Below are 15,670 nucleotides of genomic sequence, written 5' to 3' on the forward strand. Positions count from 1 at the left end.
GCAAAATGAAGCTTTCTGCTGCGAACACCTGAACAGAGTCTTTTGATTCATGGCGCTTATTGCACCGTCATGTGTGCAAGCGGCCGATCATTCCACGCGGCGTATGTTATGCGTCTCAGGTGGTTTGGCGATCAGGCGTATGGAGACGGCCGGGTCAGACTTGGAGATTTGTATTATGAAAAATACCGTTGTTAAAAAACTGGTCATCGGTCAATATTCCACTCCCTTTCCCCTGGTTCTTGGGGGGATGGGGGTAAGGGTTTCCGGCGGCAACCTGGCCGGTCACGTTGCTCGTTGTGGCGGTTTCGGCACGGTGGCCGCCGCCGGTATCGGCCTCAACAGTTCTCATTACAACGGACGTAACTTTTTTGCCGCCGACATTCAGGCTTTCAAGGATGAAATTCGCAAAGCTTATGCCATTGCCCCTGAAGGCGTTATCGGTGTGAACTGCATGGTGGCCGTGACCAACTACGACGATATGGTACGGGCTGCCTGTGAAGCCGGTGCAAAGTATATTGTCAGTGGTGCCGGCCTGCCCATGAGCCTGCCGGCCCAGACCGCCGATTATCCTCACGTGGCCTTGATTCCCATCGTATCTTCGGTGCGTGCCGCCCAGCTCATTGCCCGCAAGTGGTCGCAGAATTACAAGCGTCTGCCCGATGCGGTGGTGGTGGAAGATCCCGATACTGCCGGGGGACATCTGGGTGAAAAACCGGAGAAGATCGGTACCGGTTGCTACGATCAGTATGAAACCGTACGTCAGGTGAAAGCCCATTTCCAGGAGGTTTACCAGAAAGACGTACCGGTGATCGCAGCCGGCGGCATCTGGGATCGTCAGGACGTGCTGCAAGCTCTGGCGCAGGGTGCCGATGCCGTGCAGATGGCAAGCCGCTTTGTCTGCACCGAAGAGTGCGATGCCGAGCCCGCTTTCAAACAGGCTTATCTCGACAGCCGCCCCGAGGATATCGGCCTGATCATGAGTCCCGCAGGGTTGCCGGGGCGCGCGCTGGTCGGCAATATCGACCGTGTCCGTCAGCGGGATCTCGACAGCGGCACCGGTTGCATGTGTGCGTGCCTGAAAAAATGCACCTATAAAGAAACCGGCGAGCGTTTCTGCATTGTCTCAGCGCTCGACCGGGCCCAACGCGGAGATGTCGATACCGGCTTGATTTTTTGCGGGACCAATGCCTGGAAAGCCGATAAAATAACGACCGTACAGGAAATTTTCGACGATCTGTTCGCTTTGTCCCATCAGGACAGCCGGTGCCTGGCGGTTAATGCCTGATGTCGTATTTTTCACAACAGTAAACAAAGCGGGGGCGCCTGGCGTACCCCGCTTTTTTTATATGACCTGCCCTTGAGGGAGTCGGCATCGCTTGTTCCCGACTGCCATTGTGATGTATCATCCCAGAATCAGACCTGTTTTTCGGTCGGGAGGATGAGATTGAATGACACCGCACAACAATTCTTGCCCAAATGGATCGCCTGGGAGAGTACCCGGCGTTGCAACCTGCAATGTATCCATTGCCGCTGTTCGTCCGATGCCGATGCGCCGGATGGCAGTTTCGGTACGGAAGAGGCGTTTCGCCTGATCGACGATATCTGCACTGTTTCCAAGCCGGTGTTGGTTTTATCCGGCGGCGAACCCTTGTTGCGCGACGATATTTTCGATATTGCCGCTTACGGCACCGATCAGGGCCTGCGCATGTGCATGGCCACCAACGGCACATTGGTGACTGATGCGATCTGTCGTGAAATGAAGTCCGCCGGGATCCGCATGGTTTCGCTGTCCCTGGATGGCTCCCGCGCTGCCATCCACGACGACTTTCGCCGTTGCCCTGGGGCTTTTGATGCCACTATACGCGCGGCCGAGACCTTGCGCCGCAATGGTCTCCCTTTTCTGATAAACTCTTCTTTTACAAAACGCAACCAGGCGGACATCGCCGCCACCTTTGCGTTGGCCAAAAAGCTCGGGGCTGTAGCCTGGTACCTGTTCATGATCGTGCCGACCGGGCGCGGCGAGGATATTCTGGACGAACTGATCAGCGCCGCCGATTACGAAGACATCCTGGCCTGGCACTACCGGCAGGAGCGGGACGAACAGGACATTCTCATGCGGCCGACCTGCGCTCCCCACTATTACCGCATCGCACCGCAACTGGCGCAAGCCGACGGTCAGCGTCTGGCAAGGCGCAGCCTGTCGTTTTCCACCGGTGGCGGCAAGGGCTGCCTGGCCGGACAGAGCATCTGTTTTATCGATGCTTTCGGGGATCTCAAACCCTGTTCCTATTTTCCCCGGGCCGTTGGTAACGTCAAACAGACCCCGTTTCGCAAACTCTGGTTCGAATCCTCCCTGCTGCAGGAGTTGCGGGATTTCAGTGCCTATCGCGGCAAGTGCGGGGTGTGCGAATATCTGCGAACCTGCGGGGGGTGCCGGGCCCGGGCGGATGCCGTGTACGGCGATTATCTCGCGGAAGAACCGTTTTGCAGTTACCAGCCGCGCAAGGCTGGGGTTTTGAAGGATAATAATGATGCCTGAGGACTACGATTTCATCAATGCCTGTTATGGCCGACCGGTAACGCGCACCCCGGTATGGTTGATGCGGCAGGCCGGTCGTTATCTGCCCCAATATCGCAAGATCCGGGAGCGGGTAAAATTTCTGGAATTATGCAAAACGCCGGAACTGGCTGCCGAAGTGACTTTGCAGCCCGTTGACGCCTTGGGCGTCGATGCCGCCATACTGTTTTCCGATATTCTCATTCCTATCGAAGCTATGGGGCAGAACCTGTTTTATCGGCCGGCCCCTGTGCTGGAGCCGCCGGTGCGCACTGCGGCGGATGTGGAAGCGTTGCGCGTGCTGCAGCCGGAGCAGGATGTTCCCTTTGTGCTGGAGACCATCCGCCTGTTGCGGCGGGAGCTGGACGGTCGCGTTCCCCTGATCGGGTTTGGCGGCGCGCCTTTCACCCTGGCCTGTTATATGGTGGAAGGCGCCGGCAGCCGGCATTTCCTGGCCCTTAAACGTCTCATGTATCAAGCCCCCGAGACCTACGCCCGGCTGATGGACAAGATCACCGATACCAGCATAGTCTACCTGCGGGCCCAGGCCGAGGCCGGTGCCCAGGCTCTGCAGGTTTTCGACAGCTGGGGAGGTATCCTTTCGCCTGCCGATTACCAGCGTTACGTGTTGCCTTACAGCCGTCGTCTGCTGTCTGCACTGGGGGATTTCGGGATTCCCCTGATCCACTTCGTCAAAGGGGCCGGTGCCATGCTCGATCTGGTTGCCATGGCCGGTGGACAGGTCGTGGGACTGGACTGGTGTACCTCTTTGAACCGTGCCAGGGATATCCTCGGCAACGGTATGGCGGTGCAGGGCAATCTCGATCCATCGGTATTGCTGGGCGCGCAAGATATCATTGAGCGCGAAGTGCGGCGCATTCTGGATGAAAATGCCGGACGCCCCGGCCACATCTTTAATCTCGGTCACGGTATTCTGCCGGAGGTGCCACCGGAGAACGCCGCCTTTCTGGTCGATTGCGTACACCGTTTGACCCAAAGCTGATGGAGCCTGCAGTGGATCGTCCGGTATGGCGGACAAAAGCCTGTATGGCCGAAAAAACGGCTCTGATTTCGCTCAACATGGGAGGGCCGGACAGGCCGGAGTCGGTGGCGCCGTTTTTGCGCAATCTGTTTTCGGATCGGGAATTGATTCGACTGCCGGGGGGGGCATGGCTGCAGCGGCCCTTTGCCCGACTCATGGCGCGCCTGCGGGCACCCAAGGCGCGGCGCGCTTATGAGGCCATCGGCGGTGCGTCCCCTTTGCGAATCTGGACCGAGTGCCAGACCCGCGCCATCGGTCGGTTGTTGGGAGAGGAGTGGCGTACGGCCGTGATTATGCGCTACTGGGAACCGCGCGCCAAGGAGGTGTTGACCCACCTGAGACGCGAGGGGGTGAAACGCGCCATGGTGCTGTCGCTCTATCCCCATTTTACGGCAGCTACCAGCGGCAGCAGTATCAACGATTTCTGCCGCCATGCGGTCCGCTTCTGTCCCGAGCTGGACTACCGCTTGATTCACGATTGGTTCGACTGGCCACCGTTTCTGGATGCCCTGGCGCACCTTGTTCGCGAGGCTCTGGCGCGTTTTGACGGGGAACAGCGTCATCGGGTCACGCTGCTGTTCAGTGCCCATGCCCTGCCGGAAAAACTTATCCTGGAAGGCGACCCTTATCTGGATCAGGTTCGTACCACCATGCGCGGCGTGCTGGAGCGTCTGCCGGAATATCGATCCCGCTCCAGATTGGCGTTTCAAAGCCGTAGCGGTCCGGTGCGATGGATCGGGCCGAGCGTAACCGAGGCTCTCGACACCTTGGTGGATGAGGGCGTCCGCGAGGTGCTGGTGGTACCGGTTTCTTTTGTCTCGGATCACGTCGAGACATTGCATGAAATCGATCAGGGGTATCGGGATTATGCTTTGCGGCGGGGCATGACGCGGTTTGAGCGGGTTGCGGCGTTTAACGATGATCCCGGTTTTATTCGTGCCATGGCCTCTCTGGTGGCGTCCCGGGTGCCCGCTTCCTGGCGGGATTCGCGGCAGAATGAAAACGGCGCTCCCTGCCAGGGAACGCCGTAAGGTTCGTCAAATGCTCAGGGCCCGGTTTAAAGTCCGGCCTCGGCAAGTTTTTCCAGTAATTCTTTTTGTTCGGCTGAGGTTTTTTTCGGTACGGCAATTTCGATGACGGCGAACAGGTCGCCGTTCTTATTGCGGCCGTGGGCCGGTACGCCAAAGCCTTTCAGGCGGATTTTGCCGCCGCTGGCCATGCCCGCCGGAACCTTGACCCGTTTTTCTCCGTCGAGAGTCGGGACTTCCACGCTGGTGCCCAGGCAGGCGCCGCTGAAGGGCACGCGTACCGTGACATAGAGATTCCGGTCCTCGCGGGTAAAGCGGCTGTCCGGGTCGACCTTGATCTCCAGAAAAAGGTCGCCGCGGGGGCCTCCTGCCGGGCTGGCGCCGCCCTTGCCGGCAATACGCAGACGCTGACCCGTCTCGACGCCGGGCGGGATGTTGACCTGCAGGTGTTCGACGCCGCCCTCGCCACGAAAGTCGACACGGCGTTGTCCGCCCAGCACCGCCTGGCGAAAAGGCAGATTGAGGTGCATGACGTAATCCTGGCCCTTGACCGCACGCGGCCGACCGCCCTGGAAAAAGGAGGCTCCCCGGCCGCCGCCGAACAGACGCCCGAAAATATCGTTGGTGTCGAAGCCGAACTCGCGGAACATGTCGCCGACATCAAAGTTTCGGTAGATGTCCTCCTGACTATAACGCTGGTGGAATCCGGCCTCGCCGAACTGATCGTACTGGCGGCGTTTGTCGGCGTCGGAGAGCACCGCGTAAGCCTCGGTGATTTCCTTGAAACGTTCTTCGGCCTGCTTGTCGCCGGGGTTTTTGTCCGGATGGTATTTGAGCGCCTGTTTTCTGTACGCTTTTTTGATGGTATCGGTATCGGCGTCTTTAGCGACGCCCAGAATGGCATAGTAGTCTTTGGCCATGAATTTCTCCTGATTGAAAAGACGAAGTCAGCCGCGTGGGCTACATGGTAATATAAGTAGCCCGACTGATGTCGTCAAGGTTCCCCTTTGCGCAGGTGGCGTAGCGCGGTCGGAAATTGGTGCACAGAAGGGATGGTCGCATGAACATATCCGTTGTCGGAGCCGGTATCTCCGGTCTTGCCACGGCTTTTGCCATTCAGCAGCAGGCGCGTCGGCTCGGTCTCGAATGGACTCTCGATATTTTCGAGAAAGAGGACTGCTCCGGTGGCAAGATACGCTCCGAAAAGGTTGACGGCTATCTCTGCGAATGGGGTCCGAACGGTTTTCTCGACAGCAAGCCGATGACTCTGGACCTGTGCCGCGAGGCCGGCCTGGCCGAGCAGCTGTTGCGATCCAACGACGCAGCGCGCAAAAGGTTTATCTTTTCCGGGGGGCGTTTGCAAAGGGTGCCGGAATCGGCTGCCGACTTTTTTCGCTCCTCGCTGGTGTCATGGCCCGGCAAGCTGCGGCTGGCGGCGGAGTTGCTGGTACCTCGCCGCAAAGACCTGACGGATGAGACCTTGGCCGATTTCGTACGCCGCCGCCTCGGGCGGGAGGCTCTCGATCAAATGGTCGGCCCCATGGCGGCGGGAATTTTTGCCGGGGATCCCGAAACCATGAGTTTGCGCAGCTGTTTCCCGCGTATTCACGAACTGGAACAGCAATACGGTGGCCTGATACGCGCTCTGTTGCTGTTAGCACGAAAAAAACGCGCCGAACGCCGGGCCGGTAAAGCGGTGGCCGGAGCGGCAGGACCCGGAGGGATTCTTACCTCCTTCGGCGGAGGGATTCAGGAGCTGACAGACGGACTCTCCCGGCTTCTCGCTCCAAACCTTCACCTGGGCGATGCGGTGGCCGCTATTACGCCGCTGAAGGAGGGATTTTCCCTTCGGACGCATAAGGGGCGGGTGCATGAAACCGATATCGTGGTGGCTGCGGTGCCGGCCATGGCGTTGGCCACCCAGGTGGAAGGGTTTTCCGCTCCGATGGCGGCGCAGTTGCGACAGATTCCCTACGCGCCGCTGCAGATTGCCTGTTTCGGTTACCGTCGCGAAGCCCTGCCGTTGTCGCTGGACGGCTTCGGTTACCTGGCGGCGCGCCGTTCGGGCATGCACAGCCTCGGAACCTTGTGGTCCTCTTCCATTTTTCCCGGCCGGGCCCCGGCGGGGTACGTGTTGCTGCGCACCATGTTCGGCGGCGCCACCCGTCCCGATGCTGCCCAGCTGAGTGCGGATGAAGTACAGCAACGCGTTGAGGAAGATTTGTCCCGATCCATGGGCATAAAACAAGCGCCCGATTTTGTTAGGATTATCCGCCATACAGCGGCCATTCCCCAATATGTGTCCGGTCACGGGGCGCGCCTGAAGGTTCTGGAGGACAAGGCGGCCGCCTATCCGGGCCTGTTTTTGGTCGGAAACGCCTTTTACGGCGTCGGGCTTAACGATTGCGTCGCCGCCGCAGATCGTGTGGCAAGCCGGGTCTTGACGTTGATGCAGCAGCGCCAGCAGGCTTGAACCGGTTTCAGACCGTATTTCGAATGTTAACCCATGCGACCCGGCATGGCGTTTGCTTAATATCGGGTCGCAGTAATGAAAGGCCGGGCAGCGCTACAACTGCCTGGTTTTGTAGTGAGAAACTTAAATGATTAATTGGTTCCCAGGACATATGCATAGCGCCCGGCAACAGATTGCCGAGGCCATGCCCAAAATCGATCTCGTCATCGAGGTGCTCGACGCGCGTCTGCCGATGGCCAGCAGTAATCCGCTGCTCGCCGAAATGCGGGGCGTCAAGCCCTGCATCAAGGTTCTGAACAAAAACGACCTTGCCGATCCCGAAGTTACCGGCGAGTGGGTGCGTTTTTTCGAAAGCCGCGGCAAGGGGATGAAGGCCTTGGCCATCAATGCCACGCGCAAAGCCGAATTGACCCGTCTGGTTCGTCTCAGCCGCAGTCTGGTTCCCCATCGTGGCGGGCCGGGAAAGCCTTTGCGTATCATGATTGTCGGTATTCCCAACGTGGGCAAATCGACCCTCATCAACACCTTGTGCGGCCGCAAAATCGCCAAAGTCGGGGATAAGCCGGCCATCACCCGCAGCGCACAGCAGGTTGATCTGCGCAACGGGATTTTGTTGTTCGACACCCCTGGCGTGCTGGCTCCCAATCTGGAAGATCAGCGCGGCGCCATGTGTCTGGCGGCCACTGGGGCCATCGGCGACAACGCCATGGACCACGAACGGATTGCGGCTTTTACCGGGGATTTTCTGCTGGAACGTTATCCCCAACAGCTTATAGAGCGCTATCGCCTGAAGGAGCTTCCGCAAAACGGCGAATTGCTGATCGAGCAGGTCGGTCGCCGTCGCGGTTGTCTGATGGCGGGAGGTGTCGTTGATCGGCAACGTGCCGCCGAGATTGTGCTGCATGATCTGCAGGCAGGCCGTTTGGGCCGTATAAGTATGGAGAGTCTGGCCGATACGGGAACGGAGTGATTCCAGCAACCCGGTGTATCGTTGCTTTGTTCCGAATAGCGACAGACGTTTAACCGATGTCTAATAAAAACAATTTACAAGTTGCATGCGCTGAAGATAGTCTGGCTATCCATCACGCTTAAACCAGCCCTTTTTACCCATGGAGGTAATACAATGAAACGTGGCATGAGCATTTCCCTGGCCGCTGTGGCCATGGTGCTTACCATCGGCGGTTGTTCCGGCAAGGAGCAGGCCGTCGTCAAAATGGAATCGCTGCAAGACAAGGTGAGTTACGGTATCGGTCTGCGCATTGGGCGGGATTTCAAGGCCCAGCAGGTCGAATTGAGTACCGATCTTTTGATGAAAGGTATCGAAGACGGCCTGGCCGGTACCGAGCCGTTGCTGACGGATGACGAAATTCGGGAAACCATGGTGGCGTTTCAGAAGGAAATGGTGGCCAAGGAAAAGACCCGTCTCGAAGAGGCCACCGTCAAGAATGCGGAAGAGGGCAAAAAGTACCTCGAGGACAACGCTAAAAAAGAGGGTGTTCAAACCTTGCCCAGCGGTCTGCAGTATAAGGTGATCACCGAAGGCACCGGTAAACAGCCTGCAGCCGAAGATATGGTCAAGGTGCATTATCGCGGAACGCTGGTTGACGGCACCGAGTTCGACAGTTCCTATGCCCGTAAGGAGCCTGCCGAACTCCGCGTCGGCGGGGTCATTCCCGGTTGGACGGAAGCCTTGCAGTTGATGAAGGAAGGCTCCAAGTGGCAATTGGTGCTGCCTCCCGAACTGGCTTACGGCGAGCGTGGTGCCGGCCCCCGCATCGGTCCCAACGCCACGTTGGTGTTCGAAGTCGAACTGCTGGAAGTCAAGCCGCAGGAAAAATAGCGCAGAAATTCTTCCGATGTGTAATCGGATATTTAAACGTTATAAGAATCAGAACGAACAGCCTTCAGGTCCTTGCCTGAAGGCTGTTCGTATTTGCAGCGATGATGGCAATTCGCCTGGGGGGGATAGGAACATTTTCTCATTGACACGATTGTGGCCTAGTGGCACTATCGTATCAAAGGACAGGGTGCTTCCCGCCAACGATGACGGCAACAATCCCTCAGGCTGCGACAGTTTCAGCAACACTTCTCTTCTTTTTCTGGAAAGGAATTTTTTATGCGTTCGCTTCTGGTTGCCCTGCTGCTTTCCATTCTTCTGGTGTCTCCTGCCCTTGCTGCCGAGGTTCGGCTTTCGGTGGCAGCCAGCATGACCGATGCGGTCAAGGAACTCGTGGCCACTTATGAGCAAAAGGCCAAAGATGTCAAAGTCCTGCCTAACTTCGCCTCTTCGGGGGCCCTGGCCAAACAGATTGCCCAGGGGGCGCCGGCGGATCTTTATATTTCCGCCAATCCCAAGTGGATGAACTATCTGGTGGAAAAGAACATGATTTCGGCCGATGCGGTTCAGAGTTTCGCTTATAATTCTCTGGTTCTGGTCGGCCAGAAGGGGCCGGTGGTCGGCAAACTCGAAGATATCCTCAACCTCCGGCGCATCGCTATCGGCAGTCCCAAAAGCGTACCGGCCGGCCAATATGCTCAGCAGGCCCTGCAGGCTGCCGGGCTGTACGGAAAAGTGCAACCTAAACTTATTCTGGCCAAGGATGTGCGCCAAGCGCTGATGTACGCCGATCGCGGCGAGACCGACGGAGCATTTGTGTACAAGACCGATGCTCTGCTGGCCCAGAACGCGGTGATCCTGCTGGAGGTTCCGCAATCTCTTTACAATGAGGTGACCTACCCGATTGCCTTGACCGCTGAAGGGATTAAAAAGCCCGAAGCGGCTGCATTTCTGGCTTATCTCAAAACCGCTGAGGCCGCGACGATTCTGAAAAAATACGGTTTTGTCGTGCGCTGAGGTTGTGTAAAGGACTTCTTGCAAGAGCCTATATCATGATCGCATTTTCTCCGACCGATGTGCAGGCCATGGCCCTTTCCGCCCGGGTGGCTTTTACGGCCACCCTGGTATCCATACCGTTTGGTTTCGCGGCTGCGTACTTGCTGGTTTTTTCCAGGTTGCCGGGCAAGCCTCTGCTTAATGGCATGGTCAGCCTGCCGCTGGTGCTGCCGCCGGTTGTGGTCGGTTACCTGCTGCTGTTATCTCTGGGGAACCATGGCTGGCTTGGAGCGATGCTGGCCGATATGGGCATACGTATCATATTTACCTGGAAGGCCGCGGTGATTGCGTCGATGGTGGTCGGTTTTCCCCTGCTGGTGCGGTCGATCTGTATCGGCATGGAGGAAATCGACGATAGCCTGATACAGGCCTCCCGCACCCTTGGAGCGCGCTGGTACGACACCTTGTTTACGGTAATCCTTCCGCTGTCGGCGCGCGCGATCCTTGCCGGTGCTACCCTGATGTTTGCCCGCAGTCTCGGTGAGTTCGGGGCGACTATTGTTCTTGCCGGCAATATTCCGGGGGTAACCCAGACCATCCCGTTGGCGATTTTCGACTATACCAGCACCCCGGGCGGCGATCGTATGGCTCTGGGGCTGTGCCTGGTGTCCATCGGCTTGGCATTGACGGTCCTGATCTTTAACGAAGGGATGATCAGGCGTTTCAAACGAGGCCATCGCCCATGAACCTTGAAGTCTCCGTCGAAAAGCAACTTGGCGATTTCTGCTTTGCCTCGGACTTCTCCGTGCGCTGTCGGCGCGTCGGGATCTTCGGTCCTTCGGGTAGCGGCAAATCGACCCTGATGCACATGCTCGCCGGTCTGCTTAAGCCGGATCGCGGCTTTATTCGTCTTAATGGCGAAACGCTCTTCGATGGCAGGTCGCGAATCAATCGGTCAACGGAAAACCGCCGTATCGGCGTGGTGTTTCAACATGCCCACCTGTTTCCTCACATGGGGGTAAGACGCAATCTTCTTTACGGCTACAAACGGATCCCCAAAGCCCAGCGAGTGATTGATCCCGATGCGCTGGTCGAGGTGCTTGACCTGGGGCCGTTGCTAAGCCGCAAAGTGGATGCACTCTCCGGAGGAGAACGTCAACGGGTGGCTCTTGGCCGCACGGTACTTTCGTGTCCGCGCCTGGTTTTGATGGACGAACCCCTTAACGGTCTGGATGAGAGACTTAAATTTCAGATCATTCCTTATCTTAAAAACGTTTTTGCGGAGTTTAAGATACCTTTGATGTTCATCAGCCATTCGCTTAGCGAGATGCGTTTGATGACCGATCAGGTATTTGAGTTCGCCAACGGCCGGATCCGTGCTCAGACTTCCGCTCATCAACTGGCTTTGCATCGCATGGGGACGACCCAGGAAGGGTATACCAACATCCTTGAATTGCGTGATCCGCGTAATCAAAAGGACCTGTTTGTTTATCGCTGGGGAGACCAGGACCTGATTGTGACCGTTGGCGGTAAAGAGCAGGCGAGCATGTTCGAGCTGTCTTCCCGGGAAATAACCCTGTTCAAACGTCATCCGGAAGCGAGCAGCGCACGCAATATATTGCATTGCCGGGTGAAAAAAATATTTGATGTCGGCAATCGAGTCGCTGTGGAGCTCGATTGCAACGGCCAGCAACTGGTTTCGCAGGTGGTAGGCGAGGCTGTGCGTGATCTCGGCCTGGAAGAGGGGGGCGCGACCATCGCGGTGATCAAAGCCTCCGCATTTCGAAAGCTTTACTGATTGCCTCGTAATTCGATTTTTTGTTCCGTGGCGGGAGCAGCGGGCTCTCCTGTTTGGTGTGGCAACCGTGGAATAGGGGCCGACAAAGGCCGGATCGTGGCCATCGTGCCATGTCTCCATTAAGGAGGTCGGCCCCTCTTTTTCAGAGCGGGGAGCTTAAAAACGAATTTTTATTTATTTTATAGGTATTTAAGCGTTGCATTCAACGTTGCATCGTGCTACTGTGTTTTCACTTAAGCAAGTTTGTGTAAGCGTTTTTTCGATCACCAGTCTGACAAGGTGTCAGCATGGATCAAACACACAGGCCCTTCTTGGGATGTGTGTTTTTTATTTTCCGGGTGGTCCGAATTTACACAACAAAAAGTTCCCATTCGGGATCATGGAGAAAAAATGGCAGAAGGTACAGTAAAATGGTTTAATGACGCAAAGGGTTTTGGTTTTATCGAGCAGGATAACGGACCTGATGTGTTTGTACATTTTTCCGAAATTCAGGGCGAAGGTTTCAAATCCCTCGCCGAAGGTGACCGCGTAGTTTTCGAGGTTACCCAGGGCCAGAAGGGCCCCCAATCGGTTAATGTACGCAGAGTTTAAGTAAAATTAAGCATTAATCTGTAAAAGAGCCCCGCGAATAATCGCGGGGCTCTTTTTTTATCTGTGGTGGTATTGCCGTCTCATAGCAGGCGCAACATGCGTCGGAAAGGTTACACCATGGCCAAGAAACCGAATTACGGCTATGAAAAACGCCAGAAAGAACTTGCCAAGAAAGCTAAAAAGGAAGAGAAGAAGCGCAAAAGGGAGGAAAAACTCCAGCAATCGCCTGAGGAGGAATAGTCTGTTGCGCATCCGATGACTTAGAAAAGACAGGTGTTTCAACGGAAACTGCACTCAGGTACGATGCTGTTTGGCTGCTTTGGTATTTGTTAGGCAACAGACAGGCCCAGTTAAGGCGTTATTCTTTGTCGGCGTCCACGAGTCCGTAGGATTCGACTTTACCGTCGATAAATCGCACATAATAACTTGTCCAGAACTTATTGGCAGGAACGTACCAGAAATACTCTTCATTTCCAGCCCCATTGACACTTTCGGGTTTTCCTACCAGCTGAAGAACCTGCGCTTTTGTCATCCCCAAATCAATTTTGTCGACCGATTTCCACGGGGCGCATCCGGATAACACCAAAAAGACGAAAATTATAAACGTAAATTTGAATTTCACAGGATGTCTCCTTCATGGTTGATCCATAAATTCCGTGGTTTCACGATGGACGCAGTTTGGTCTTCAGGTAACATATGGATTGGCAAAGTCTATTAGTTATCCATGTGTAAAGTCAAATAAATCCTGTGCCGCGGCACGCTTACCGAGTGCTGCTTCGAAGCAGTGGCCTGCGTGATGGCTCCTTGGTTAATCGCGGTGTTTGCCTGAAAAGAGCAGGGTCGTAGTGGCTATGCCCGCTAGAATTCAAGTTCAGCCGGGTGTGACTACTTGGGAGGCAAGTGCGTTTCGGCAAGCGTGTCCTTCAGCACGGGCCATAGCTCGGACAGGGAATCGTAGCGGATGGAGGTGATTTTCGGATTACCGAAAACCATGGCCGACATGGGGCTTTCGGCCCCGACATGGTAGAGCGCCAGGATCGGAATATTCCTGGCTTCCGCATAGGCAATCTCGTAGCCCACTCCAATGGATGGTTGGGAAACCTCCGCGACAAGAAGATCGGCTTCCCTGATCCAATGGGTATCCCGGGCATAAATGGCCGCATCCCCCTTTAACCCTCCGTCGTCAAAGGCTTCGGGCCGGTCTGAATGTTCCGAAATAGTCTCGCCAAAGGCCTGCAGGAATGCCAGTATCTGACCGTATTGTCGACGGTACTTGTTTCCACCGCGAATGGATCCCGAAAAAAATATCTTCATGTACGTCTCCGTAGAAAATCCTGAGGTTGTTTATCTGCTTATGGCGGGTATTGTTTATTTATCCCTTGTTTTGCAGCTGTCCCCGAAGTATGGCTTTGCTTCAGGTGTCTTCGCGGGGCTTAACTATACCATGGTAAGGGGTTGGTTCAATGCTGCGACGAGGCAGGCGGCCCCCTGCTTGTCCGCTGGAGCGGGTAGCTATCGAAATGCGTGATAGTCAGGGAGCTTTTTCCACAACTTGAACGCGAACATTTCAATGCCGTAGGCGATGCACTTCGGCAGAATCAGGTCAGACCCATGGTGCCGATAGACAAAGCGACCGTAGCTTATCATGAAGCCGGCCACGCGGTGGTTGGCTACCGCTTCGGGCAACGGTTTGCCCATCTCTCCATCCATACATCAAAAGAAGTGGAGGGGTTTTGCCAATTTTTTTCGGGACACCAAAATCCAAGGCATACGGCACTTGTTCTGTTGGCTGGGCATGCCGCAGAAAAACGTTTTTGCCAGGCCCATACGAGAAAGCCCTCCAGATCGGATCATCGCAAAATCTGCCAACTCACCCACTTTATGTCCACCGGCGAAATCAAGGCGTTGTTGAAGGAAGCGGATGATCTGGTCGCCGCAAACTGGTGCCAGATTCAGGCTGTAGCACAGAAGTTGATGGAAGCGGGATCGGTGCAAGGCAATGCTTTTGCTGAGATTATCGAGGCCGTGGACGAGCAGGCCAGGGAGGATACAGTCTCCGAACCGCGCGCTTGAATTTTCACATGCCTCGGATTCCAAGGCCGGCTTTCCGTTGCCGGAGAAGGTCGCGTGCAGCTTTTGCTGTAGGTGACCTTTTTGCTGTGGCCCCAACGGCATCCGGCATATTTTAATGTTGTTTTTCACCAGGAACGCAATCCCGGATCAAAAGATTTATCGCATTGAGGCGAAGTCTTTTTAGGATCGTTCAACTCCTGGTTACCGTGTCGATGATCGAAATGGCGGCTCTCCGGACTTGCTTAAAAAGTCCAAATGTGCTAGCGAAACGTGAGAAGAAACTTATTTCGACGTAGTGAACAAACCTGCAGGGAGAAAATGCCATGTCGCTGAGAAAAGATCTGATTGCATCGGTACGGAATAAATGCCCGGACAGTTTGTCTGTCAAGGTACAACGTTTTGTCAAAACGCCGGTGTGCGATACAAAGATCCCCCCATTCACTGTGGCGGTTTTGGAAAACGGAGCTGTCGGTTTCAGTTATAATCTGTTTCACCGTGATGACCAAGCCATGCAACGCTATGTGGCCTGGGATCCGGACGAGATAGTGGGCAAAACTGCCGATGAAATCATGTCATGGCTGCTTACCGAGGATACCTTGAAAAAGACCGCGGGCCTTGCCGTACTGAATGCCTTGTCGCAGGACTTCTTAAATACAAATCCCGGTGCATATAGACTGGACACGGAGTCTGACCTTTTCGACATCCTGCGGTTGGATAAATCGAGCCGCGTCGGAGTGGTCGGCTTTTTTCGCCCGATGATGGATAAACTGGTGGAAAAAGCGGGCGAAGTCGTGGTTGTCGAACTGTCCGAAGACCTGCGGGAAGGATCCCATCCCTTTACCATGACCGACGATCCTGAAGCACTGCGCGGATGCGACAAAATACTTATTACGGCTACAACCGTTCTGAACGATTCATTGCTGACAGTGATCCCCCACTGCATCGACGCCGCCTTTGTGGCCATGATGGGGCCGACGGCGGGTTTTCTTCCCGATACGGTGTTCGCTCTCGGCGTCGATGCCGTAGGGTTTACCCGCGTAAAAGATCTGGACCTGTTCCTGGAACGTTTTTCAAGCGGCGGCAAATGGGGGGAAGCCACATCCAAGATATGGGCTATGCCCGCCCGCTGACTGTATGTCTCTGGATGCCTCGAAAGTGCTCAGGTTAATACACTGGTTTTCAGGGGCACCAGAACCGTTCGATTATGACATTGTTTGCTTCGCGTCCTGGTTTACCCATATTTTCTCATAGTGGCGCAAATAATGTTTACGGGCT

General features: G+C 55.7%; 18 protein-coding genes. 13 read left to right on the forward strand and 5 right to left on the reverse strand.

Annotated elements, in window-relative coordinates; genetic code table 11:
* The first annotated feature begins 175 nt into the window (after positions 1-175).
* From PCAR_RS04625 to hemH, 4 genes are all read left to right on the forward strand, one after another.
* The gene (locus tag PCAR_RS04625; RefSeq protein ID WP_011340473.1) at positions 176-1,285 is read left to right on the forward strand and encodes an NAD(P)H-dependent flavin oxidoreductase; all 1,110 of its coding nucleotides are present in this window, start codon (positions 176-178) and stop codon (positions 1,283-1,285) included.
* 153 nt (positions 1,286-1,438) lie between these two features.
* A complete protein-coding gene (locus PCAR_RS04630; protein WP_011340474.1) occupies positions 1,439-2,539 on the forward strand; it encodes a radical SAM/SPASM domain-containing protein in 1,101 nt (366 codons plus the stop codon).
* Positions 2,529-3,560: a uroporphyrinogen decarboxylase gene (hemE, locus tag PCAR_RS04635; protein WP_011340475.1), complete on the forward strand. Its 1,032-nt coding sequence runs from the start codon at positions 2,529-2,531 to the stop codon at positions 3,558-3,560. The genes PCAR_RS04630 and hemE overlap by 11 nt, the downstream gene beginning before the upstream one ends.
* 44 nt (positions 3,561-3,604) lie before the next feature.
* The gene (hemH, locus tag PCAR_RS04640; RefSeq protein ID WP_011340476.1) at positions 3,605-4,630 is read left to right on the forward strand and encodes a ferrochelatase; all 1,026 of its coding nucleotides are present in this window, start codon (positions 3,605-3,607) and stop codon (positions 4,628-4,630) included.
* 26 nt (positions 4,631-4,656) lie between these two features.
* Here the strand turns inward: hemH and PCAR_RS04645 are convergent, their stop codons facing one another.
* Positions 4,657-5,547 (reverse strand): DnaJ C-terminal domain-containing protein, encoded by an 891-nt coding sequence (locus PCAR_RS04645; RefSeq protein WP_011340477.1) that lies wholly within the window; start codon positions 5,545-5,547, stop codon positions 4,657-4,659.
* A 140-nt stretch (positions 5,548-5,687) separates the two neighbouring features.
* Here PCAR_RS04645 and hemG point away from each other — a divergent pair, with 140 nt between their 5' ends.
* The 8 genes from hemG (at position 5,688) to PCAR_RS18760 (ending at position 12,562) form a co-directional block, all read left to right on the forward strand.
* On the forward strand, positions 5,688-7,100 hold the full coding sequence (gene hemG / locus PCAR_RS04650; protein ID WP_011340478.1) for a protoporphyrinogen oxidase: 1,413 nt from the start codon (positions 5,688-5,690) through the stop codon (positions 7,098-7,100).
* Between the two features lie 127 nt (positions 7,101-7,227).
* Entirely contained in the window at positions 7,228-8,070 is an 843-nt protein-coding gene (ylqF, locus tag PCAR_RS04655) for a ribosome biogenesis GTPase YlqF (RefSeq protein ID WP_011340479.1), read from the forward strand.
* Positions 8,071-8,223: 153 nt separating this feature from the next.
* Positions 8,224-8,940 carry an FKBP-type peptidyl-prolyl cis-trans isomerase gene (locus PCAR_RS04660; protein ID WP_011340480.1) on the forward strand — a complete coding sequence of 239 codons (717 nt, stop codon included), beginning with the start codon at positions 8,224-8,226 and terminating at the stop codon, positions 8,938-8,940.
* 276 nt (positions 8,941-9,216) lie between these two features.
* Positions 9,217-9,954 carry a molybdate ABC transporter substrate-binding protein gene (modA, locus tag PCAR_RS04665; protein ID WP_011340481.1) on the forward strand — a complete coding sequence of 246 codons (738 nt, stop codon included), beginning with the start codon at positions 9,217-9,219 and terminating at the stop codon, positions 9,952-9,954.
* A 35-nt stretch (positions 9,955-9,989) separates the two neighbouring features.
* Complete coding sequence (gene modB, locus PCAR_RS04670) at positions 9,990-10,679, forward strand: molybdate ABC transporter permease subunit (RefSeq protein WP_011340482.1); 690 nt, start codon at positions 9,990-9,992, stop codon at positions 10,677-10,679.
* Positions 10,676-11,731, forward strand: a complete 1,056-nt coding sequence (gene modC, locus PCAR_RS04675) for a molybdenum ABC transporter ATP-binding protein (RefSeq protein WP_011340483.1) — start codon at positions 10,676-10,678, stop codon at positions 11,729-11,731. Before modB ends, modC begins: the two co-directional genes overlap by 4 nt.
* 390 nt (positions 11,732-12,121) lie before the next feature.
* Entirely contained in the window at positions 12,122-12,322 is a 201-nt protein-coding gene (locus PCAR_RS04680) for a cold-shock protein (protein ID WP_011340484.1), read from the forward strand.
* Positions 12,323-12,418: 96 nt separating this feature from the next.
* Positions 12,419-12,562 carry a hypothetical protein gene (locus tag PCAR_RS18760; RefSeq protein WP_158447400.1) on the forward strand — a complete coding sequence of 48 codons (144 nt, stop codon included), beginning with the start codon at positions 12,419-12,421 and terminating at the stop codon, positions 12,560-12,562.
* Between the two features lie 118 nt (positions 12,563-12,680).
* On the opposite strand, the gene bamE is transcribed toward PCAR_RS18760, so the two are convergent.
* The 4 genes from bamE to PCAR_RS18770 form a co-directional block, all read right to left on the reverse strand.
* Positions 12,681-12,944, reverse strand: coding sequence for an outer membrane protein assembly factor BamE domain-containing protein (bamE, locus tag PCAR_RS04685; RefSeq protein WP_011340486.1), 264 nt, complete (start codon positions 12,942-12,944; stop codon positions 12,681-12,683).
* A 263-nt stretch (positions 12,945-13,207) separates the two neighbouring features.
* Positions 13,208-13,636 carry a nucleoside 2-deoxyribosyltransferase gene (locus PCAR_RS04690; RefSeq protein WP_011340487.1) on the reverse strand — a complete coding sequence of 143 codons (429 nt, stop codon included), beginning with the start codon at positions 13,634-13,636 and terminating at the stop codon, positions 13,208-13,210.
* A 198-nt stretch (positions 13,637-13,834) separates the two neighbouring features.
* Positions 13,835-14,020 carry a hypothetical protein gene (locus PCAR_RS18765; RefSeq protein WP_158447401.1) on the reverse strand — a complete coding sequence of 62 codons (186 nt, stop codon included), beginning with the start codon at positions 14,018-14,020 and terminating at the stop codon, positions 13,835-13,837.
* Positions 14,021-14,035: 15 nt separating this feature from the next.
* Positions 14,036-14,524 carry a hypothetical protein gene (locus PCAR_RS18770; protein WP_158447402.1) on the reverse strand — a complete coding sequence of 163 codons (489 nt, stop codon included), beginning with the start codon at positions 14,522-14,524 and terminating at the stop codon, positions 14,036-14,038.
* A gap of 194 nt (positions 14,525-14,718) precedes the next feature.
* Between PCAR_RS18770 and PCAR_RS04705 the strand changes: the two genes are divergently transcribed.
* Positions 14,719-15,525, forward strand: coding sequence for a DUF364 domain-containing protein (locus PCAR_RS04705; RefSeq protein WP_011340489.1), 807 nt, complete (start codon positions 14,719-14,721; stop codon positions 15,523-15,525).
* The last annotated feature ends 145 nt before the right edge of the window (positions 15,526-15,670 follow it).

This window comes from Syntrophotalea carbinolica DSM 2380, assembly GCF_000012885.1.
In the GTDB taxonomy this organism is placed as follows: domain Bacteria; phylum Desulfobacterota; class Desulfuromonadia; order Desulfuromonadales; family Syntrophotaleaceae; genus Syntrophotalea; species Syntrophotalea carbinolica.